Annotated in this window: 26 protein-coding genes and 1 tRNA gene; 10 read left to right on the forward strand and 17 right to left on the reverse strand. The window is 62.9% G+C overall.

Translation table 11 applies throughout. From position 1 onward, the window contains the following. Positions 1-3: 3 nt before the first annotated feature. The gene (locus QTA58_RS20300; RefSeq protein WP_085424502.1) at positions 4-282 is read right to left on the reverse strand and encodes a hypothetical protein; all 279 of its coding nucleotides are present in this window, start codon (positions 280-282) and stop codon (positions 4-6) included. Positions 283-406: 124 nt separating this feature from the next. Between QTA58_RS20300 and crcB the strand changes: the two genes are divergently transcribed. From crcB to QTA58_RS20325, 5 genes are read left to right on the forward strand one after another with little or no spacing between them, the layout of a single operon-like run. Beyond that, positions 407-784, forward strand: coding sequence for a fluoride efflux transporter CrcB (crcB, locus tag QTA58_RS20305; RefSeq protein WP_289670509.1), 378 nt, complete (start codon positions 407-409; stop codon positions 782-784). A 39-nt stretch (positions 785-823) separates the two neighbouring features. Next, positions 824-1,816 (forward strand): RluA family pseudouridine synthase, encoded by a 993-nt coding sequence (locus tag QTA58_RS20310; RefSeq protein WP_289670511.1) that lies wholly within the window; start codon positions 824-826, stop codon positions 1,814-1,816. Further along, the gene (locus tag QTA58_RS20315; protein WP_289670512.1) at positions 1,813-2,466 is read left to right on the forward strand and encodes an HAD-IA family hydrolase; all 654 of its coding nucleotides are present in this window, start codon (positions 1,813-1,815) and stop codon (positions 2,464-2,466) included. The genes QTA58_RS20310 and QTA58_RS20315 overlap by 4 nt, the downstream gene beginning before the upstream one ends. Positions 2,467-2,474: 8 nt before the next feature. After that, positions 2,475-3,266 (forward strand): ATP12 family chaperone protein, encoded by a 792-nt coding sequence (locus QTA58_RS20320; RefSeq protein ID WP_289670513.1) that lies wholly within the window; start codon positions 2,475-2,477, stop codon positions 3,264-3,266. Positions 3,267-3,325: 59 nt separating this feature from the next. Next, positions 3,326-3,814 carry a hypothetical protein gene (locus QTA58_RS20325; RefSeq protein ID WP_289670514.1) on the forward strand — a complete coding sequence of 163 codons (489 nt, stop codon included), beginning with the start codon at positions 3,326-3,328 and terminating at the stop codon, positions 3,812-3,814. Between the two features lie 3 nt (positions 3,815-3,817). On the opposite strand, the gene QTA58_RS20330 is transcribed toward QTA58_RS20325, so the two are convergent. From QTA58_RS20330 to QTA58_RS20380, 11 genes are all read right to left on the reverse strand, one after another. Next, the gene (locus tag QTA58_RS20330) at positions 3,818-4,084 is read right to left on the reverse strand and encodes a CopG family antitoxin (protein WP_085424496.1); all 267 of its coding nucleotides are present in this window, start codon (positions 4,082-4,084) and stop codon (positions 3,818-3,820) included. Further along, positions 4,081-4,260, reverse strand: coding sequence for a hypothetical protein (locus tag QTA58_RS20335; protein WP_234811311.1), 180 nt, complete (start codon positions 4,258-4,260; stop codon positions 4,081-4,083). Before QTA58_RS20335 ends, QTA58_RS20330 begins: the two co-directional genes overlap by 4 nt. Positions 4,261-4,400: 140 nt before the next feature. Beyond that, a complete protein-coding gene (fghA, locus tag QTA58_RS20340; protein ID WP_289670515.1) occupies positions 4,401-5,234 on the reverse strand; it encodes an S-formylglutathione hydrolase in 834 nt (277 codons plus the stop codon). An 18-nt stretch (positions 5,235-5,252) separates the two neighbouring features. Then, positions 5,253-5,915 (reverse strand): DUF1345 domain-containing protein, encoded by a 663-nt coding sequence (locus QTA58_RS20345; protein WP_289670516.1) that lies wholly within the window; start codon positions 5,913-5,915, stop codon positions 5,253-5,255. Positions 5,916-5,932: 17 nt separating this feature from the next. After that, on the reverse strand, positions 5,933-6,385 hold the full coding sequence (locus QTA58_RS20350; RefSeq protein WP_085424492.1) for a YaiI/YqxD family protein: 453 nt from the start codon (positions 6,383-6,385) through the stop codon (positions 5,933-5,935). A 4-nt stretch (positions 6,386-6,389) separates the two neighbouring features. Next, positions 6,390-6,695 (reverse strand): hypothetical protein, encoded by a 306-nt coding sequence (locus QTA58_RS20355; RefSeq protein ID WP_289670517.1) that lies wholly within the window; start codon positions 6,693-6,695, stop codon positions 6,390-6,392. Between the two features lie 26 nt (positions 6,696-6,721). Then, positions 6,722-7,849, reverse strand: coding sequence for an S-(hydroxymethyl)glutathione dehydrogenase/class III alcohol dehydrogenase (locus tag QTA58_RS20360; RefSeq protein WP_085424489.1), 1,128 nt, complete (start codon positions 7,847-7,849; stop codon positions 6,722-6,724). Positions 7,850-7,956: 107 nt separating this feature from the next. Next, on the reverse strand, positions 7,957-8,574 hold the full coding sequence (locus QTA58_RS20365; protein ID WP_289670520.1) for a GNAT family N-acetyltransferase: 618 nt from the start codon (positions 8,572-8,574) through the stop codon (positions 7,957-7,959). 97 nt (positions 8,575-8,671) lie between these two features. Next, entirely contained in the window at positions 8,672-9,325 is a 654-nt protein-coding gene (locus QTA58_RS20370) for a hypothetical protein (RefSeq protein ID WP_289670522.1), read from the reverse strand. A 157-nt stretch (positions 9,326-9,482) separates the two neighbouring features. After that, complete coding sequence (locus tag QTA58_RS20375) at positions 9,483-10,403, reverse strand: DMT family transporter (protein WP_289670523.1); 921 nt, start codon at positions 10,401-10,403, stop codon at positions 9,483-9,485. Positions 10,404-10,526: 123 nt separating this feature from the next. After that, positions 10,527-10,611 (reverse strand) — tRNA-Leu (locus QTA58_RS20380). 178 nt (positions 10,612-10,789) lie between these two features. On the opposite strand from QTA58_RS20380, the gene lipB reads away from it, so the two are divergent. Further along, complete coding sequence (lipB, locus tag QTA58_RS20385) at positions 10,790-11,509, forward strand: lipoyl(octanoyl) transferase LipB (RefSeq protein WP_289670524.1); 720 nt, start codon at positions 10,790-10,792, stop codon at positions 11,507-11,509. An 11-nt stretch (positions 11,510-11,520) separates the two neighbouring features. Continuing rightward, positions 11,521-11,943, forward strand: coding sequence for an OsmC family protein (locus QTA58_RS20390; RefSeq protein ID WP_085424485.1), 423 nt, complete (start codon positions 11,521-11,523; stop codon positions 11,941-11,943). Here the strand turns inward: QTA58_RS20390 and QTA58_RS20395 are convergent. From QTA58_RS20395 to QTA58_RS20405, 3 genes are all read right to left on the reverse strand, one after another. After that, a complete protein-coding gene (locus tag QTA58_RS20395; RefSeq protein ID WP_289670525.1) occupies positions 11,940-12,437 on the reverse strand; it encodes a BON domain-containing protein in 498 nt (165 codons plus the stop codon). The genes QTA58_RS20390 and QTA58_RS20395 overlap by 4 nt on opposite strands. Positions 12,438-12,498: 61 nt before the next feature. After that, the gene (locus QTA58_RS20400; protein ID WP_289670527.1) at positions 12,499-12,756 is read right to left on the reverse strand and encodes a BON domain-containing protein; all 258 of its coding nucleotides are present in this window, start codon (positions 12,754-12,756) and stop codon (positions 12,499-12,501) included. 66 nt (positions 12,757-12,822) lie between these two features. Then, entirely contained in the window at positions 12,823-13,314 is a 492-nt protein-coding gene (locus QTA58_RS20405; RefSeq protein ID WP_289670528.1) for a peptide deformylase, read from the reverse strand. Positions 13,315-13,532: 218 nt separating this feature from the next. Here QTA58_RS20405 and mgtE point away from each other — a divergent pair, with 218 nt between their 5' ends. Beyond that, on the forward strand, positions 13,533-14,948 hold the full coding sequence (mgtE, locus tag QTA58_RS20410) for a magnesium transporter (protein WP_085424481.1): 1,416 nt from the start codon (positions 13,533-13,535) through the stop codon (positions 14,946-14,948). A 69-nt stretch (positions 14,949-15,017) separates the two neighbouring features. Then, positions 15,018-15,410, forward strand: a complete 393-nt coding sequence (locus tag QTA58_RS20415; protein ID WP_085424480.1) for a MerR family DNA-binding transcriptional regulator — start codon at positions 15,018-15,020, stop codon at positions 15,408-15,410. 3 nt (positions 15,411-15,413) lie between these two features. Here QTA58_RS20415 and QTA58_RS20420 read toward each other — a convergent pair whose 3' ends face one another. Both QTA58_RS20420 and QTA58_RS20425 read right to left on the reverse strand, forming a co-directional pair. After that, positions 15,414-16,412, reverse strand: a complete 999-nt coding sequence (locus QTA58_RS20420; protein WP_289670530.1) for a DUF1624 domain-containing protein — start codon at positions 16,410-16,412, stop codon at positions 15,414-15,416. Between the two features lie 40 nt (positions 16,413-16,452). After that, complete coding sequence (locus QTA58_RS20425) at positions 16,453-17,151, reverse strand: DUF599 family protein (RefSeq protein WP_085424478.1); 699 nt, start codon at positions 17,149-17,151, stop codon at positions 16,453-16,455. A gap of 517 nt (positions 17,152-17,668) precedes the next feature. Between QTA58_RS20425 and QTA58_RS20430 the strand changes: the two genes are divergently transcribed. Next, positions 17,669-19,069 carry an L-serine ammonia-lyase gene (locus QTA58_RS20430; RefSeq protein ID WP_289670533.1) on the forward strand — a complete coding sequence of 467 codons (1,401 nt, stop codon included), beginning with the start codon at positions 17,669-17,671 and terminating at the stop codon, positions 19,067-19,069. Positions 19,070-19,098 lie beyond the last annotated feature (29 nt).

Genomic DNA, 19,098 nt, shown 5'->3' on the forward strand with positions numbered 1-19,098 from the left:
CCTTCAGTCGTCGAGATCGCGATAGGCGGATTGCGCCTGATCGAGCGTCGCCTGCTGGCGCGGCTGCTGGCCGGTGGCCAGAAGGTCCAGGGAGACCGTCGGGGCGGGAGACATGCGTTCGACATCACCGGGCTCGGCGGCATTTTCGGCGCGGCGTGCGTTACGGTCCGCATCGGCCTTGATATCGGCGACGTGGTCCTTGGCCGAAATGCGCCGGCCGGGCTTCAGGGCCTCGATGGCCATGGCTGCGGTATTCGCCGATATGCTGACCACCAGTGTCATGTCGCGTGTCGCCACTCCTTGTCTATAGAAAAGACGTAAGCAGAACCCGATTTGTTCCCCTTTAAACAAAAGCGCGGCATTTTATCGATTTGACGATTTTTCCGGCCGTATTACACAGGTGCCCATGATCAACATGCTTATCGTCGCCATCGGCGGGGCGGCCGGTTCCGTCCTCCGCTATCTCGTCGGCGTCTGGACGCTGCGCCAGTTCGGTCCGAATTTCCCGTGGGGCACGCTCACGGTCAACGTCGTCGGTTCGTTCGCGATCGGCTTCCTGGCGGAACTCATCGCCCGCCGGCTCAACGCTTCCCCGGAAATGCGGCTCCTGATCGTCACCGGCTTCCTCGGCGGCTTCACGACGTTCTCGGCCTTTTCGCTCGATGTCGTGGCGCTGTTCGAGCGCGGCGCCGGGTTCATCGCCGCGACCTATATCGTCGCCAGCGTGGCAGTCTCTCTCGGGGCGGTCTTTGCCGGGCTGGCGCTCGGGCGGGCAATGCTCTAAAGGGCAGGGCTGACCCTAGGGAATTACGAAAGACACTTGATGGCAGGCATCGAGCATATCCGCGTCGAGGCGGACGAGGCGGGCATGCGCCTCGACCGCTGGTTCAAGGTCCATTATCCGGGCCTCGGCTTCGGCGCGCTGCAGAAACTGTTGCGTTCCGGCCAGGTGCGCGTCGATGGCGGCCGGGTGAAATCCGACACCCGCGTGCAGCCGGGCCAGATGGTGCGCATTCCGCCGATGGAGACGGATGCCAGGAAAACCGGCCCGATCGCTTCGAAGGAGCTCAAGCATTCCGGCGATGCGGAGCTTCTGGCGCGCATGCTGCTGCATGAGGACGACAAGGTCTTCGTGCTGAACAAGCCGGCGGGGCTTGCCGTGCAGGGCGGTTCCGGCGTTTCCCGCCATATCGACAAGATGCTCGACGCCTGGGTGAACCAGAAGGGCGAGAAGCCGCGGCTGGTCCACCGTCTCGACCGCGACACGTCCGGCGTGCTGGTCATCGCCCGCACCCGCGGCGCGGCGCAGAAGCTGACGGCCGCTTTCCGAGAGCGCGACACCAAGAAGACCTATTGGTCATTGGTGAAGGGCGTGCCGCGCAAGCACGAGGACAAGATCTCCACCTGGCTCGTCAAGGAGCAGACGCCAGACGGCGACCGGATGCGGATCGCCAAGCACGGCGAGGATGGCGCCGACCATGCGGTTTCCTATTACCGCGTGATCGATACGGCCGCGCAGCGGCTCGCCTGGCTGGAAATGGAGCCCTATACCGGCCGCACCCACCAGCTTCGCGTCCACGCGCTGCATATGGGCCATCCGATCATCGGCGACCCGAAATACTTCATCGACGATTCGAACTGGGATTTTCCGGGCGGCATCCAAAAGCGGCTGCATCTGCATGCCCGGCATATCGACATTCCGCATCCTTCCGGCGGGCGCCTGAAGGTCACCGCGCCGCTGCCGCCGCATATGGTGCAGAGCTGGAACCTGCTCGGCTTCGATCAGGCCGACGGCGACAAGGGCGACGAAGAATGAAACTGGTCCTGTTCGATTGCGACGGCACGCTGGTCGACAGCGCCGGCCTCATCCACGAAACCATGCGCCGGACCTTCGCGCAGTTCGCCAAGCCCGAACCGACATTCGCCGACACGAAGGCGATCATCGGCCTGACGCTCGACATCGCGATCGCCCGCATGCAGGGCAAGGAGCATGCGGACGGGGAGGACGTCGAGATGATGGCCTATTACAAGTCGCTGTTCGCGGTCGTCCGCAAGGACCTGGATTTCAAGGAACCGCTGTTTCCCGGCATCCGCGAGCTGATCGACGAAATCGGCCCGCGGGACAGTCTGCTGATCGGGGCGGTGACCGGCAAGTCGCGGCGCGGCCTCAATCTCGTCATGGAGACGCACGGTTTCGACAGATATTTCGTCGTCGGTCGCACAGCGGACGACTGCCCCTCCAAGCCGCATCCGGCAATGGTCACGGAATGCTGCGACGAGACGGGCATGAAGCCGGCCGACACCCTTGTCATCGGCGATGCGATCTACGATATGCAGATGGCAAAGGCGGCCGGCGCCAAGGCGCTCGGCGTTTCCTGGGGTTATGCCTCGGCGGACGAATTGAAACAGGCGGGAGCCGACGCCGTCGTCCATCATCCGAGCGAGATTCTCGCCCATATCGGCTGAGGTTTTTCATGCGTGAGATTTTTCCCGATCCTTCCGAAGCGATGAGCCATGCCGACCCGACGCGGCGGGCGCAGATCCAGATGCAGAAGCCGCTGCCGAAACGCTTCTACAAGGAAGTCTCGGTTTCGGAAGGCGAGGGCGGTCACGCCATCCATCTGGATGGGCGGCCGGTGAAGACGCCGGCGAAGAACGGGCTTGTCGCTCCGAATGCCAGGCTTGCCGAGCTGCTGCGCGACGAATGGGCGAGCCAGGTGGAGGTCATCGATCCGCGCACCATGCCGGTGACGCGTCTCGTCAACACGGCAATCGACGGCATCGCCGCCGACAGCCAAGCCGTGTTCGAGGACATCCTGCGCTTCTCGGCAAGCGACATGCTCTGCTACCGCGCCGAGGGGCCGGAAAATCTGGTCATCCGGCAGAACGAGCGATGGGACCCGATCATCGACTGGGCGGCGAACGAGCTCGGCGCTCGCTTCATCCTGATCGAGGGCGTCATGCCGCAGGAGCAGCCGAAGGAGGCGATCGCCGCCTTCGCCGTGACGCTCCGGAAATACGACACGCCGATCGAGCTTGCCGTCATCCATACGGTCACGTCGCTGACGGGCTCGGCGCTTCTGGCGCTCGCCTTTGCGGAAGGCCGGATCACGGCCGAGGAGGCCTGGGCGCTCGCCCATCTCGACGAGGACTGGACCAACGAGCATTGGGGGACGGACGCGGAAGCGGAACATCGCCGCGCCAAGCGGCTCGAGGAGATGCAGGCGGCGGCGGCAGTTTTTCTCGCATTGCGCGGCCCGGCTTAAGGCTTCCCTAACCGTAACCGGCGCAACATCGCGAAGCACCGTTTTCCCCGGGTTTCTCGATGGTCCGCCGTGTCTTCCGCCTTGCTTTTATCGTGCTCGCCGCCTTGCCGCTGATGGCCTTCCGCATGCCGGATTCAGGCGAAGCACGCGAAAAACTGCTCTATGACGTGCGCGGCGCCTTCGTCACCGCGCGGCCCGACGTGCCGCGGGCGCTGGTGATCGCCACCGACATGCTGGTCGACGAGGCGATCCGCGCGACCGTGCGGGCGACCATGCTGCCGCGGACGATCATCGCCGTGCGTATCGACAGGGCGTCGCATATGCCGCTCCTGATCGGCAGCCGGCACGAGGCGACGGTCACGGTCCAGGCGATCTCCGTTTCCAGCGGCGAGCCGATCGCCGAAGGGACGTTCAAGACCTCCGTTTTCCTGCTCGATGCGGAGGAGGCGGACCGGCAGCTCGCCGAAAGGATCGCCGACCGCATCGCCGGCGAATTCCGCCTCGACGGCCCGCGCCGGCCGGCGATCGCGAACGCGCTGTTTCCGTGAGGATCAGGAAACGTATTTGTGCAGGATCGAATTGATCAGAGTTTGATAGGGCATGCCTTCTTCGAGAGCCTTTGCTTTCAGGCGTGCCAGATCCCTTTCGGGGATCGAGATCGATATACGCTGGCGTTTGCCCTCGATCGTGTTACGCGCGGCTTCCTGCCAGAATCGCCTGCGTCCATCAAGATCACCGACCGGTGCCCATCCATCGGTTTCCGACAGCGCGATGATTTCGTCTTCGCTCAACTCTTCGGCCATCTTGTTCTTGCTCACGGGGCCTCACCTTTCAGGTAATCGCGGGTGGCCTTGCGGCTGGGGAAGAAGGTCTTCAGGAAAATCCCGTCTTCCGTTTCGACATAAGGGACGACGAAGGCATAGGCTTCGATCTCTATGATCAGTTGCCGCTGATGCGGGTAACGTTCCTCGTTGACATGGTGGCGATCACTCAACAGTTTCCCGTCGCTCAACGCTATGATGATCCTTTCAAAGCCGAAACCGAATTTCAGCTTAAGAAGATCATTCTTCTCGTCCGACCACCGAATGTCCATGCATATACAATATATATTGCCTGGTAACGAAACTCAACTGTTCAACCTAGCCGTTCCGCATGCCAGCGGAGATGATCGTCCATGAAGGTCGAGATGAAGTAATAGGAATGGTCGTAGCGCTCGTGCATCCTGAGCGTCAGACCGATATCCGTTCCCTTCACCGCCTCCTCGAACAGCCAGGGCCGCAGGCCGTTTTCCAGAAATCCGTCCGCCTTGCCCTGGTCGATCAGGAATTCCGGGAAGCGGGCGCCGTCCTCCACCAGCGCGCAGGCGTCGTACTGCCGCCATGCAGCCTTGTCCGAGCCCAGATATTTCTCGAAAGCGGGAGCCGACCAATCGGCGGTGGACGGTTGAACGATGGGGGCGAAGGCCGAACAGCTTCTGAAACGGTCCGGGTGCTTCAGCGCGATGGTCATGGCGCCATGGCCGCCCATGGAATGGCCGAAAATGCCCTGGCGGCTCATGTCCATGCGGAAATGGCGGCTGACGAAATCCGGCAGCTCTTCCGTGACGTAAGTGTACATCCGGTAGTGTTCGGCCCAGGGCTTTTCGGTGGCGTCGAGATAGAAACCGGCGCCCTTGCCCATCTGCCAGTTGGTGAGTTCGTCGGGTACGTCGTTGCCGCGCGGGCTCGTATCCGGGCAGACGACGATGAGGCCGAGTTCGGCGGCAAGCCGGCGGTACTCGCCCTTTTCCATCACGTTTGCGTGGGTGCAGGTCAGCCCGGAGAGATACCAGAGGACCGGGCAGGGCTCATGGATCGCCTTCGGCGGCACGAAGACGGCGAAGGTCATCTCGCATTTGCAGGCCTCGGAATCATGCGCGAAGACGCCCTGCATTCCGCCGAAGGCGGTATTCTGGGACAGGACTTTCATATGGAATCTCCCTGAAGCTCAGCCGGCGAGCGAAACCACGGTGTTGACCGCGGCGGCCACGAGCACGGTGTTGAAGAAGAAGGATATGACCGCATGCACCAGATTGATCTTGCGCATCTCGGCGGTGGTGATGGCGGTATCGGATGTCTGGGCGGTCATGCCGATGATGAAGGAGAAATAGAGGAAATCATAGGCGCCGGGCTCGTCCGTTTCGGGAAAATCCAGGCCGCCGCGCTTCGCCTCGCTCTTGCGCCGCTGTTCGTCCGGCCGCCAGTAGAGATGGGCATAGTGAAGGGCGAACATGGTGTGGATGGTCAGCCATCCGAGAACCACCGAAGCGAAGGCCAGGGAGATTTCCGCGAGGCCTGCCGGGCGATCCCGATTGAGCACCCCAAAGAGCGAGACCACGGCGACGGCGACGGCAAGCAGCGTCACGGCAAGGATGACCGGCGCCGGCTCATCCGTGTTCTGGCCCTTCTGCCTCAGCATGGGACCGTCGAGCTTCGGGATACGCGCGGCCATCATGCCGAGATAGATGAGGAAAAAGACGATCGCGGCGATCCCGGGAGCGAGATTCGGCACGTAAAACAGCAGGAAGGGCAGGCAGACGAGCGATATGACGGCGCCGGCGAAGAACGGACCATGCCGCTGATGCTTCAATCTGTGCCACGGGTTCGGCATGGTGAGCTTCCGCTTTCCTACGGACCTGATCTGGCGCGGCGGCAGAGCCGGTCCAGCGTTTCGAGGAATTTCGACCGGTCCCGGGGCGAGAAGGCGGCATTATAGCCCTTGCTCTCGCCGGTTTCGCGAAGATGCGCGCCGAGATCGCGCATGGCGCTCGCCATGCCTATATTGGTCTCGTCGAATACCCGGCCCGCGGGACCTGTCACCAGCGCACCCTTCGAGACGCAGCGGCCGGCGAGCGGCACGTCGGCGGTGACGACGATGTCGCCCGGCCCGGCATGCTCTGCGATCCAGTCGTCCGCTGCGTCGAAGGCGCCGGAAACGATGACGTTATGCACCATCGGATCGCGCGATGGACGCAGGCCGGAATTGGCCACGAAGGTCACTTCGAGGCCGTGGCGCTCCGCGACCTTCAGGATCTCCGGCTTCACGGGGCAGGCATCGGCATCGACGTAGATTTGGGGCATGGGATCAGCCGCGCTGATACTGATGGAAACTCAGGCCGTAGCCATGGGGGTTTTCGCGAGGTGGCTGTTGAGGATCCGTCACGTAAACATAGATACGTCCCATCGCACTAAAACCCACCTGAGGACCTATGGTAACGAGCATATCGGTGGCCTCCTCGCTATCCTTAGCCCAGGCATGGATCGTGAAAAAGGCCGCTGCTCCCGCCGTCGTACCAAAATCTGGATTGGCTTCAATAATCTCGTCGTTGGCAATTAGCGTGAAATGACGGAAAGCTGTTTTCGCTTTCCGTATCTCAGCTTCAGCTTCCAATTCTTCGGCCAGTCCATAGGTTCGGGTCAGTAAATAACGACCGAGCGGATGCTTTCGCCGCCGTGCATCAGTTCAAAACCCTTGTTGATGTCTTCGAGCGGCATGGTGTGGGTGATCATCGGGTCGATCTCGATCTTGCCCTCCATGTACCAGTCGACGATCTTCGGCACGTCGGTGCGGCCGCGGGCGCCGCCGAAGGCGGTGCCCATCCAGGTGCGGCCGGTGACGAGCTGGAAGGGACGGGTGGAGATTTCCTGGCCGGCGCCGGCGACCCCGATGACGACCGACTTGCCCCAGCCGCGATGGGAGGATTCCAGCGCCTGGCGCATCACTTTCGTGTTGCCGGTGCAGTCGAACGTGTAGTCGGCGCCGCCGATCTGGTCCGCGCCGCGCTTCGTCATGTTGACGAGATAGGGCACGATGTCGCCTTCGACTTCCTTCGGGTTGACGAAATGGGTCATGCCGAAACGTTCGCCCCAGGCCTTCTTGTCGTTGTTCAAATCCACGCCGATGATCATGTCGGCGCCCGCAAGGCGGAGCCCCTGGATGACGTTGAGGCCGATGCCTCCGAGGCCGAAGACGATGGCGGTCGAGCCCATCTCCACTTTCGCAGTATTGACGACGGCGCCGATCCCCGTCGTGACGCCGCAGCCGATGTAGCAGACCTTGTCGAAGGGCGCGTCCGGATTGATCTTGGCAACAGCGATCTCCGGCAGGACCGTGTAGTTCGCGAAGGTCGAGCAGCCCATGTAATGGTGGATCTTGTCCTTGCCGATCGAGAAACGCGAGGTGCCGTCCGGCATCAGGCCCTGTCCCTGCGTGGAGCGGATCGCGGTGCAGAGGTTGGTCTTGCGGCTGAGGCAGGAAGGGCATTCGCGGCATTCCGGCGTGTAGAGCGGAATGACGTGGTCGCCCTTCTTCACCGACGTGACGCCGGGGCCGACATCGACGACGATGCCGGCGCCTTCGTGGCCGAGGATGGCCGGGAAGAGGCCTTCCGGATCGGCACCGGACAGGGTGAAATCGTCGGTGTGGCAGATGCCGGTCGCCTTCACTTCGATCAGCACCTCGCCGGCCTTCGGGCCTTCGAGCTGCACGGTCATCACTTCAAGCGGTTTTCCTGCCTGGACGGCGACGGCGGCACGGACATCCATGATGTTCTCTCCCTGATACTTCCAGATTCGGCGCGACCTTCGCACAGGCAAGGGCTGCGGCTCAAGCCGGAACCGGACGCCGCAAGTCGCAAAAAAACACGAGAGGCTTACGGCTCGATGAGGGGTATGTGCGTCGAGGCGCTCTTCGGCAGCAGGCCGGTGAGGCGCGGATCGTCGAGAATTTCCACCATCGTAGCGTAAGGCTTGAAGCCGGAACGCTGATAGAACTGCAACGCCTGAGGGGAATCGAGATGGCAGGTATGCACCCAGAAGCGGCGGATCGGTCCGGCCCAGGCTTTCTCTATCGCCTTGTTCATCAGGAACCGGCCGGCGCCCTTGCCGATCGCATCGGAAACCAGGCCGAAATACACGAGTTCGCATTCGCCATCCTGCCGGAAGTCGAGTTCCAGCAGGCCGACGGGACGCCCGCGATCCGTCAGGGCATGGATCTCGACCTTGGGATCGTTGAGGATTGCCGCGAGGTTCTCGTCCGCCATGGCAAGGCGCGACACCCACATCCAGTTCTCGCCCACGGCGCGGAACAGTGCGCGATAGCTTTCGATATCGGGCGACTGCCAGTGTTCCAGCGCCAGGGACGGATCCGCTGCAGGCGCGGGTTTCGCGGGCGGCGGCGCAAACATCTCCAGGCAGGTCACGACGGTGGCGAGCTTGCCGGGCGGAACGGCGGAATAGCCCAGGGGAAGGAGGGGGTTATCGGTCTTCATGCGGCCTTTGAGCCGGTTTCCGCCGCGATGTCAACGGCATAGGCGCAACCGATGCCGGCGGAAGCCGTTCCGCCCCGCCTTCCGCCCATCTTCGACCTCAGGCGGCAAGACCTTCATCCACAGAAAGCCGCCCCTCGGAAATGAACCAGCGCTCCGAGCGCAACGCTTCCCGTGGCTGGTCGGGAGTGACGATCGCCTCCATCATCTCCCGCCAGGCCGGATGGTGGGCGGAGGGAGCGGCGAGCTCATCGATCTCGCGCAGCACTCGTGCCTCGAGCGGCGAGAGCATCAGCCGGCCTCGTTCCAATGCGCCGCGCAGTACGCGCCAGACATAGGCAAGATCGTGAGCGGTGATGCCTTCGGCCGCCGGCCGGCTCGCGTGATAGGCCCCGCGTGCGTCCGGGTCGAGAGCCAGGCGGATCTGATCGAGCGCGAAGGCAGAGAGGCTTTCCGGCACCTCCGATGCGACTTCCATGGCATGCAGCAAAAATTCGAGCTCGGGAGCCGAGCGGACGGCGCCGTCGGCCGCGATCGTGCGCATCAGCCAGCCGGCTTTCGCCTCGTCGATAATGCCCGCAGGTTCGGTGCCGTGGACGAGATAGGCCGTCAGGCTCTCGACGAAATAGGCCGTCCATTCGGAGCTGCGCTCGGGAGAGGATTCGTGGATCGCAAACAGGGTCAGCACGTCTTCGCAGGAGCGGATGCCGTCCGGGAACGCATATCTGCGCAGCATGAAAATATCGTCGGCCACGATCCGACCCTTCCCGGCGACGACACATGCCGGAAAAGAAAAGCGGAATCCGCTCATCTTCCATCTCCGTTTCATCATGAAACTCTGATGTGGGTCTTACCGGAGAGAAGTTGAGGGTCGGAAAAGAAGCGGCGTTAACCCGCGGCCAAGGAAACCGTTAAACCGCTTCGGCCTGCCTCGATTTGAGACGTTCGCGCCAGATGATGAAAAGGCCGGAGGCGACGATGATGACGATCCCGAGCCATTTCGAAGCCGTGGGGAAATCGCCGAAAAGGGCATATCCCAATACCGTGGCCGAGATGATCTCGAAATACTGGAAGGGTGCCAGCAGCGAGAGCGGCGCCAGGCGGAAGGCGCGGACGACAAGCAGGTGCATGTAGCCGGAGATCGAGCCGAGCAGGATCAGCAGGAAGAGCCCGAGAAAGGAGGCCGGAAGCGAGGGCGTGAAGTCCGTGGCGCCCATGCCGTTTCCGATGCCGAGCGCCACCGCCATGAAAAGCGTGCCGCCGACGCCCGCCATGGTCTGCATGACCAGCGGCGAATCGGCTTCGCCGATCGCCCGGTTCAGAAAGAGGTAGAGGGTGTAAAGGAAGGCGCAGGCGACCGGCAGCAGCGCAGTCCAGCCGAAGATCGCGTAACTCGGCTGGATGACGATCATGGCGCCGCCGAAACCGACGACGATCGCCAGCCACCGCCGCCAGCCGACCTTATCGCCGAGAAAGACCGCCGACATCATGGTCAGCATGAAGGGTTCGACGAAATAGATCGCAAAGACGTCGGCGAGCGGCATGTATTTGACCGCGACGAAGAACATCAGGCTCGCCGCCGCATGCAGCATGCCGCGGAAGAGGTTCATCCACGGGCGCTTCGCCCTGAAGACGGCAGTCCCCGTGAAGAACACCAGGGGCAGGATGCAGACGAGCTGGAAGAAGAAGCGGTAGAAAGTCACCTGTCCGGGCGACATGGCTTCGAAGGTCGCCATGTATTTGGCGATCGCGTCCATCAGCGGCAGCACGACCATGCAGGTGGCCATGATGGCCATGCCCTTGAGCGGGTTTTCAGGTGTGGAAGGGGGCATGCCGGCGCGCTTTCGAGGAACGGCGTTTTCAACCACAGGCATCGTCGTTCTTCAAGCGGGATATCCGGGCAGCGGCATCATCGAGGTCCGGACAACAAAAAACCCGCCGAAGCGGGTTTCTTTTGGTGCGGTCGAGAAGACTCGAACTTCCACGGGTTGCCCCACAGCGACCTCAACGCTGCGCGTCTACCAATTCCGCCACGACCGCATCGTGGTAGGTGCCGATTTGCGCCGGCGGGGCAGCATGTAGCAAAACGATTTCCCGGGCACAAGTGTGCCGTGACAGATTTTTGAAGGATAAAAATCCGAAAGCGAAATACCTATATGGAAGCGGCCGGAAAGCCCGCCTCTTGCCGCCTTCCATCGTTTTTGCCAGAAGAATTCCCATGCTGACACGCACCGATCTTACCCTTGCCATGCTGCCGAAGCCCGGTTCTGCGCCGGTGCGCTGGCGGATTTCCGACGGGCTCGTGCCTTACGAGCAGGCGGTCGCCGAAATGGAACGCGAAGTCGCGGCGATCGCCGACGGCGACGCGGACGAACTGGTCTGGCTGCTCGAACACCCGCCGCTCTACACCGCCGGCACGAGCGCCGACGCTGCCGATCTTATCGAGCCCGACCGATTCCCGGTGTTTTCCACAGGTCGCGGCGGCGAATATACCTATCACGGCCCGGGCCAGCGGGTCGCCTATGTGATGCTGGACCTCAAGCGCCGGCGGCAGGACGTGCGCGCCTATGTGGCGGCGCTGGAAGAACTCGTCATCCGCACGCTCGACATGATGAACGTGCGCGGCGAACGGCGCGAGGACCGCGTCGGCGTCTGGGTGCGCCGGCCGGAAAAGCCGCTTCTGCCGGACGGTTCCATGGCCGAGGACAAGGTGGCCGCGCTCGGCATAAGGCTGCGGCGCTGGGTGAGCTTCCACGGCCTGTCGCTCAATGTCGATCCCGACCTTTCGCATTTTTCCGGCATCGTGCCCTGCGGCATCAGCGCCTATGGCGTGACGAGCCTCGTCGATCTCGGCCTGCCGGTGATGATGGCGGATGTGGATATCAGGCTGCGCGAGGCTTTCGAAGAAATATTCGGGCCGACCGTTTCGGAAGGGTAGGAGGCGATTCCATGGTGGAACTGAAAGTGAAGACGCGTCCGATCGGTGCGACGGCGGTGGTCGGCCGCCTCGGTCACCCGCAGGTGACAAGCGAGACGAACGGCCAGGTGGACGTGGTGACGGGCGCCTCGGAGCAGGGCTTCAATCCGCTCGATCTGATGTTTTCCTCGCTCGCGGCCTGCCTCGTGCTCAGCGGCCGGATCGCCGCGAGCAAGCTCGGCATTCTCGACAGGCTTGCAGAGGTGAGGGCGCATGTCACGGGCGAGAAGGCTGAGGGCGGGCCATCCCGGATCACACGCTTCATCGTGAAGCTGACGGTCGAAGGCGATCTCAGTCCCCTGGAAAAGACGGAGATCGCCCATATGGCGGAAGACATCTGCACCGTCAGCAATACGCTGAAGGGCTCGCCCGAATTCTCCGTCGAAATCGGCTAGTCGTCGTCGGGAATGCGGCTGTCGACGCCGGCAAGCCGGAGATTGTTGATCACCACACGCACGCCCGGGACGTCCTGAACCTGCCGAACGATCTTGCGGGAGGCGGCGGCATCGTCCACGACCCCCTCGATCGTCGCCTTGTCGCCGTCGACATGCACGTCGATCGCATCCATGGGGACGACGTGCAGGTTCTCGATCGAATCGGTGATGCGCTCCTCCAGGTCGTCGGATTCCTCAAGCCCGTCCGTGCCGGGAAAGGCACTGTCGACCACGCGCTCTTCCAATCCGTCGAAATCCGCTTCGTCGACGTGATAGCCGCGGTTGCGCTCGCTGTCGAAATTGGCGGCGGGTTCGCCATAGGCCGCGTTGTCGACCGGCCGCGCACCGGCGCCCGAGGCATCGTCATAGGGCCAGCCTTCGTCGATATTGCGGTCGTCGTAGTCGCGGAAATCCTCCTCGCGGGAAATGTCGTCAACCTTTCGCTTGGCGGGCATGGTCGTCTCCTCATTTCAGCCGGCTCCCGGCGCACCTGCGATGCGCCGGGCAATGTTTTCTTCAATGGCCCGCGGATGGGCGATCCTTGCTTCCCGTGAGGGTCAGATGGCTTTCGACGTCATGGACGCCATCCACGGTTTCCGCGCTCAAGACCGCCTTGCGGGCGGAGAACACGGTATCGACAGAACCTTCGAGAATGACCTTGGTTCCCTCGGCATGCGGTTCGATATGGGAGGCATCCACGTCCGGCAGTCCTGCCAGGCGTTCGGATACTTTTCGCTCCAGTTCGGCTGCGGTCTTGTCTGCGGTTGCATTCATGGTCGTAGCTCCTCCTTGCGACGAGCGATGAACGGTTGAAACCGATTTTGGTTCAGCGCCGAGGACCTATTTTCCCTTCTCCCATTTGCGGATCAGGCGGTCGCGCCTGAGCCGGGAAAGCCGCTTCAGCCAGAAGACGCCGTCGAGCTGGTCGATCTCGTGCTGCATGCAGACGGCATAAAAACCTTCCGCGTCCTCCTCGTGAAAGGCGCCTCCGAGATCCTGGTAGCGGAAGCGGATCTTTCGCGGCCGCTCGACCTCCTCGGTTGCTCCCGGCATGGAGACGCTGCCCTCCATATGCCGCATGGTCTCTGCCGAGAACGAGAGGATTTCGGGGTTCGCGTAGAAGCGCGGCCCAGTCTCCTTCGAGAGCTCCAGCACCACGAGGCGCGTGAAGACGCCGATATGGGCGGCGGTGATCCCGACGCCCGGCGCCGCCCGCATCGTATCGAGGAGATCGTGGGCGAGGGTGCCGAGGGCGGCGTCGAAAGCCTCGACCGGTCCGCAAGGTTCGGAGAGACCCGGATCGGGATATTTCAGGATGGTGCGGACGGTCATTTTCGAACTTCCTCCGGTCTTTTGCACTTGGATTTTCCAGGGATTTTCCCGGGATTTTCCAGGCCATTTCAGGGTGCGGGCTGGACCCGCAACGCCAATTGTTCTAGCAGGAAAACCGGCGTCACGGGCAATAGCGCCGGATTGAGCTATCCGGTTGTTGACAATATGCTTTTTGCCGCCATCTTCCTTTTGTCGGATGCAAGCAGCGAGGGCGGCAGATGAGCGATATCGGCGAAGACGACCGCCTGCGCACCAAGACCGACGAAGCCGGCGACGACATCTATTCCGAGGACGGGTCGATCCGCGCCGATTTCCTGGCGATGGTGGGGGCGGCGATCGCCGACCGGGATGTTCTCTTCCTGCGCCAGCATGTCGCCCGGCTGCACGAATCCGAGCTCGGCGACCTTCTGGAAGCGATCCTGCCCGACCAGCGCCTGGCGCTCGTCAAGCTGCTCGGCGACGACTTCGACCTGACGGCGCTTACCGAAGTCGACGAAGCGATCCGCATGGAAATCGTCGACCAGATGCCGAACGCGCAGATCGCCGCGGCGATCGGCGATCTCGATTCGGACGACGCCGTCTACATTCTCGAAGACCTCGACCAGGAGGACCGGGAAGAAATCCTCGCGCAGCTGCCGTTCACCGAGCGGGTGCGGCTGCGCCGCGCGCTCGACTATCCGGAGCAGTCGGCCGGCCGCCGCATGCAGACGGAATTCGTCGCAGTGCCGCCGTTCTGGACCGTCGGCCAGACGATCGACTACATGCGCGACGAAGAGGACCTGCCGGAGAGTTTCACGCAGATCTTCGTCATCGACCCGACCTTCAAGCTGCTCGGCGTCGTGGACCTCGACAGGATCCTGCGCACCAAGCGTCAGGTGAAGATAGAGACGATCATGCGGGAGACGAACTATCCGATCCCCGCCGACATGGACCAGGAGGAGGCCGCCCAGCTTTTCGAGCAATACGACCTCCTGTCCGCCGCCGTCGTGGACGAGAACGGCCGGCTCGTCGGCGTGCTGACGATCGACGATGTGGTCGACGTCATCCAGGAGGAGGCGGAAGAGGACATCATGCGGCTCTCCGGCGTCGGCGATGAAGAATTGTCCGATTCCGTGACCGAAACCTCGCGTTCGCGCGTGCCCTGGCTGCTGATCAATCTCTTCACCGCCTTCATCTCCGCCTCGGTGATCTCGCTTTTCGAGGCGACGATCGAAGAGGTGGTGGCGCTGGCGATCCTCATGCCGATCGTCGCCGGCATGGGCGGCAACGCCGGCTCGCAGACGATGACCGTGACCGTGCGCGCACTCGCCACCCGCAATCTCGACATCCATAACGCCTGGCGCGTCGCGCGCCGCGAGGCCGGCGTCGGCCTTATCAACGGCGTGGTGATCGGCTGCCTCGTCGGGACGGTGGCAGGCCTGTGGTTCCACGACATCCATATCGGCGGGCTGATCGCCACCGCCATGCTGATCAACATGTTCGCGGCGGCGATGGCGGGCATCATGATCCCGCTGCTGCTCGACCGGGCCGGCGCCGATCCGGCCGTGTCCTCCGCCGTCTTCGTCACGGCGATCACCGATACGACCGGTTTCTTCTCGTTTCTGGGGCTCGCGACGCTCTGGCTCCTGAACTGAACGGATGCCAAACGGCCAAAAATTGACTGTTACGTAAAAGTCAATTATTTTGGCTTCAGGTAGCAGGACATGGTCGTGAACAAATATTATAGCATCACCGAGCTGACGCGAGAATTCGGGGTTTCCACCCGCACGCTTCGCTTCTACGAGGACGAAGGGCTCATCCATCCGGAGCGCCGGGGCCGCACGCGGCTTTTCCGGGCAGCCGACAGGAGGCTCATCCAGGAAATCCTGCGCGGCCGCAGGATCGGCTTCACGATCGCCGAGATCCGCGAGATCATCCAGGTCTACAAGGAGCCGCCGGGCGAGATGGGCCAGCTCAAGCTCCTGATGAAGCGAATCGACGAGAAGCGCGACGACCTGCGTCAGAAGCGCAAGGATATCGACGATACGCTGGCCGAGCTCGACAATGTCGAGGAAGCCTGCCTGACGCGGCTCGCCGAAATCGGCGTCGGGACCTGACCGTCAATTTCCGTCGGAGAGTTGCGCGCCGATCGAGCATTCCTCGGCGATCGCCTGCACACGGTCGTCCTGCGGGGCGATCGCGCCGGTCTGCAACGGCACGATCAGCGACTGGGCGATCAGCCTGTCGGCCGTGCAGCCGCAGAAGCGCCGGCAAAGGCCCGGATCGTTCGTCTGTCCGTTGCAGCCGGCTTCACAGCTCAGCGTGTAGCCCACCCGCGGGTCCGGCGGCGGAGCCGGGTAGACGAGCGAGAAGAGATAGACGAGCGCGATCAGCACCGGCTGGTGGACGAGATAGACGATCAGGCTATGACGGCCGGCCCTGGAGAGAAGGTTCGGTTTCGTCTGGAAGGCCGCAAGCTGCGGCAGCCAGTTGCGCGCGATCGCGAGCCTGGCGACGGCGATACCGGCCAGCAGGGCGGCAATCCACGGAAAGAGCGGCACGTAGTCGTTGGAACGCGGCGGGATTTCGGCAAAGCCGAGCCAGCTCAGCCAGCGGGTGTTGAAAACCGCCGAATCCAGCACTCCGGGGAGGACATAGTCGAGGACCATCGCGGCGGCGATCAGTAGAACGACTGCCCCGGTCACAAAGGCGGGCAGGCGCAGGAAGGCAAGCCCGACCAGGCTCGATACCGCGATATTGTGCAGGATGCCGAAATAGATCCACTCGTTGCGGAAGCCGATGAAGGTCGCGATGCTGATCGCCGCGGCCGCGCCGGCAACGATGGCGAAACGCTTCCAGAAGGAATGCCAGCGGATATGCGGGACATGCGCCAGCACGAGGCTGACGCCGGCGAGAAACAGGAAGGAACTGGCAATCGACCGGGCATAGATGCGGAAGAAGCCTTGCGTTGCCGTGCCGGGATCGAGGTAGCCGAAGAATTCCAGATCCCAGGTGAAGTGATAGGTCGCCATGGCGACGAGCGCCACGCCGCGCAGGGTATCGATGAGCGTGATGCGGGGCGTCCGCAAAGCGGGATTTTGATTTTCGGCAACGGTCACAATCGGTCTTTCTGGCAATCTTTCCGGCGGTCTTTCTGCATTACGGAACGTCACGATCCATGAGCGCCAGCCTTGCCTCGGAAAAATACTGGCGGCGGACGAGCACGAAGATCACGAACAGGGTCATGGCCATGAACATATAGGGCCCGGCGAACCAACCGAGATAGCCGACGGACAGAAAGAGCGCCCTGAGGCCGGCGTTGAAGTGCTGGGCGGCTATGCTGTTCATCCGCACGACCTGATCGGCGGCCCGTTCGGCGGCGGCGCGATCGAGGTTGGTGTCGTGCATCATCGGCAGCGCCCCGAAGAGGATGGTGCAGTAGTTGAAGAGCCGGTAGGACCAGCCGAACTTGAAGAAGGCGTAGCCGAACAGGAAGGTAAGGCCGGCCACCTTGATCTCGAAGGCGGTGCGGCCGCCATAGGCGACCATCGGCAGGTTGCTGAAGACGGCCTCCACCTTTTCCGTCGCGCCGAGAAGGGCGAAACAGCCGCCGATCGCGAAGATCGACGTCGAGGCGAAGAAGGCCGTGCCGTTCTGTAAGCCGGCCAGAATCTGAGTATCGATCATCTTCAAGTCGCGGCGGAGCGAATTGTATATCCACAGCCTGCGGCGCTCCGCCATGGCCCGGTTCAGGCTGGCGCGGGGAAAGAAGCGCGCCCCCGAGCCGGCCGTCACCCAGGAGTAGCCGGCCCAGAGCAGGGCGAAGAGGGCAAGCGCTATGTAGTCTGCGATCGTCATGGCTTCACCGGGGACTCAAGGGTCGACGTTCGTTTCGTCATGCTTTGTTTCGGCTGCCGCGGCAAGTCCTCCCGGATCGGCAGGAACCCCGGCGCGGGCCGGCCGTTAACAAATATGGCGGGCTTGCGATCCCGGGCCATGGTTCCGCCGTTTTTGCATTGCGGGGAACGCGGAATTTTAATAGACCGTTATCCACGACAGTCCGAAGCGGACGTTTATTCATGCGACAAGAACCCGGAGACAACATGGAAAGCACTGCCCAGAAATCCTGCTGGAGCGTCACCTTCAAGGCGCTGGCGGGATTTGCCGGCGCCATGGCACTAGCCTATCTCTTCGGCGCCTTCTGATTTTAGCGGTCGAATTCCTGAAATTCTTCCTTGCGGCGTGGTATTCGTACCGCGCCGTTTCTATTTTAGGGTCATGTCGCGGCCGTCAAACCGGATGTCGGGCAACCGCCTGAACCCGCGGGCCGCCTGGCATAGCCTTGCGATCATCCTGTTTGTTCTTGCGGATTCCCATGTTCCTGTCCGTCTTCGATGTCTTCAAGATCGGTATCGGCCCTTCCAGCTCGCACACGATGGGGCCGATGTCGGCCGCCAACCGGTTCCTGGCGCTGATCCTCTCCGCCGAATGGCCGCGGCCGGCCGGCGCGCATGTCGCGGCGCTGAAGGTGAGCCTGCACGGTTCGCTCGCCTTCACCGGGATCGGCCACGGGACGGGCAGGGCGGTGATCCTGGGGCTGATGGGCGAGGAGCCGGCAAGCGTCGATCCCGACAGGATGGACGCCATCATCGACGAGGTGGAACGGACCGGCCGTGTGACGCCGCCCGGCCATCCCCCTTACGAGTTCCAGCCGAAGACCGACCTCATCTTCGACAAGAAGCAGCCGCTGCCGGGCCATGCCAACGGCATGAGCTTCTCCGCCTTCGACCGGGACGGACGGCTGCTCCTGAAGCGCATCTATTATTCGATCGGCGGCGGTTTCGTGGTGACGGACACCGAGCTCGAAGCCATGCGCATGCCGAAGAAATCGTCGAGCGACGCGCGGGTACCCTATCCGTTCTCGACCGCCAAGCAGATGCTCGACATGTCCCGCGGCTCCGGCCTGACGATCGCCCAGATGAAGCGCGCGAACGAGGAGACCAGGATGAGCGCGGCCGAACTGGATGCCGGTCTCGACCGCATCTGGGAGGCGATGAGGAGCTGTATCGATCGCGGCCTCAAGGTCGACGGCATCATGCCCGGCGGGCTGAAGGTGAAGCGCCGGGCGAAAGCGATCCACGACAAGCTCAACGAGGAATGGCGCAGCAACCGGCTGAACCCGCTGCTCGCCAACGACTGGCTCTCCGTCTATGCCATGGCCGTCAACGAGGAGAACGCCGGCGGCGGGCGCGTGGTCACCGCACCGACCAACGGGGCGGCGGGCGTCATCCCCGCGGCAATCCGCTACTACCTGCATTTCCACGAGGATGCCACCGATGAGGACATCCGCAACTTCCTGCTGACGGCGGCGGCGGTCGGCGGGATCATCAAGCACAATGCCTCGATCTCCGGCGCCGAGGTCGGCTGTCAGGGCGAGGTGGGTTCGGCCGCCGCCATGGCCGCGGCGGGGCTCGCGGCCGTGATGGGCGGTTCGCCGGAGCAGATCGAGAACGCCGCCGAGATCGCGCTCGAACACCATCTCGGCATGACCTGCGATCCGATCGCCGGCCTCGTGCAGGTGCCCTGCATCGAGCGGAACGCGCTCGGCGCGGTCAAGGCGGTGACTGCCGCCTCTCTTGCCATCAAGGGCGACGGCACGCATTTCGTGCCGCTCGACGCCTGTATCGAGACCATGCGCCAGACCGGCAACGACATGAGCGAAAAGTACAAGGAGACCTCGACCGGAGGCCTCGCCGTCAACGTCGTCGAATGCTGACCCCTGTGGAGCAAGGGAGCAGGGACTTG

Source organism: Neorhizobium sp. CSC1952, from assembly GCF_030378245.1.
In the GTDB taxonomy this organism is placed as follows: domain Bacteria; phylum Pseudomonadota; class Alphaproteobacteria; order Rhizobiales; family Rhizobiaceae; genus Neorhizobium; species Neorhizobium oryzae_A.

Bases quoted from the DNA above. Each gene is read 5' to 3' on its own strand.
- QTA58_RS20300 (WP_085424502.1), bottom strand. From the start codon at position 282: ATGACACTGGTGGTCAGCATATCGGCGAATACCGCAGCCATGGCCATC.
- crcB (WP_289670509.1), top strand. From the start codon at position 407: ATGATCAACATGCTTATCGTCGCCATCGGCGGGGCGGCCGGTTCCGTC.
- QTA58_RS20310 (WP_289670511.1), top strand. From the start codon at position 824: ATGGCAGGCATCGAGCATATCCGCGTCGAGGCGGACGAGGCGGGCATG.
- QTA58_RS20315 (WP_289670512.1), top strand. From the start codon at position 1,813: ATGAAACTGGTCCTGTTCGATTGCGACGGCACGCTGGTCGACAGCGCC.
- QTA58_RS20320 (WP_289670513.1), top strand. From the start codon at position 2,475: ATGCGTGAGATTTTTCCCGATCCTTCCGAAGCGATGAGCCATGCCGAC.
- QTA58_RS20325 (WP_289670514.1), top strand. From the start codon at position 3,326: ATGGTCCGCCGTGTCTTCCGCCTTGCTTTTATCGTGCTCGCCGCCTTG.
- fghA (WP_289670515.1), bottom strand. From the start codon at position 5,234: ATGAAAGTCCTGTCCCAGAATACCGCCTTCGGCGGAATGCAGGGCGTC.
- QTA58_RS20345 (WP_289670516.1), bottom strand. From the start codon at position 5,915: ATGCCGAACCCGTGGCACAGATTGAAGCATCAGCGGCATGGTCCGTTC.
- QTA58_RS20350 (WP_085424492.1), bottom strand. From the start codon at position 6,385: ATGCCCCAAATCTACGTCGATGCCGATGCCTGCCCCGTGAAGCCGGAG.
- QTA58_RS20360 (WP_085424489.1), bottom strand. From the start codon at position 7,849: ATGGATGTCCGTGCCGCCGTCGCCGTCCAGGCAGGAAAACCGCTTGAA.
- QTA58_RS20365 (WP_289670520.1), bottom strand. From the start codon at position 8,574: ATGAAGACCGATAACCCCCTCCTTCCCCTGGGCTATTCCGCCGTTCCG.
- QTA58_RS20375 (WP_289670523.1), bottom strand. From the start codon at position 10,403: ATGCCCCCTTCCACACCTGAAAACCCGCTCAAGGGCATGGCCATCATG.
- lipB (WP_289670524.1), top strand. From the start codon at position 10,790: ATGCTGACACGCACCGATCTTACCCTTGCCATGCTGCCGAAGCCCGGT.
- QTA58_RS20390 (WP_085424485.1), top strand. From the start codon at position 11,521: ATGGTGGAACTGAAAGTGAAGACGCGTCCGATCGGTGCGACGGCGGTG.
- QTA58_RS20395 (WP_289670525.1), bottom strand. From the start codon at position 12,437: ATGCCCGCCAAGCGAAAGGTTGACGACATTTCCCGCGAGGAGGATTTC.
- QTA58_RS20400 (WP_289670527.1), bottom strand. From the start codon at position 12,756: ATGAATGCAACCGCAGACAAGACCGCAGCCGAACTGGAGCGAAAAGTA.
- QTA58_RS20405 (WP_289670528.1), bottom strand. From the start codon at position 13,314: ATGACCGTCCGCACCATCCTGAAATATCCCGATCCGGGTCTCTCCGAA.
- mgtE (WP_085424481.1), top strand. From the start codon at position 13,533: ATGAGCGATATCGGCGAAGACGACCGCCTGCGCACCAAGACCGACGAA.
- QTA58_RS20415 (WP_085424480.1), top strand. From the start codon at position 15,018: ATGGTCGTGAACAAATATTATAGCATCACCGAGCTGACGCGAGAATTC.
- QTA58_RS20425 (WP_085424478.1), bottom strand. From the start codon at position 17,151: ATGACGATCGCAGACTACATAGCGCTTGCCCTCTTCGCCCTGCTCTGG.
- QTA58_RS20430 (WP_289670533.1), top strand. From the start codon at position 17,669: ATGTTCCTGTCCGTCTTCGATGTCTTCAAGATCGGTATCGGCCCTTCC.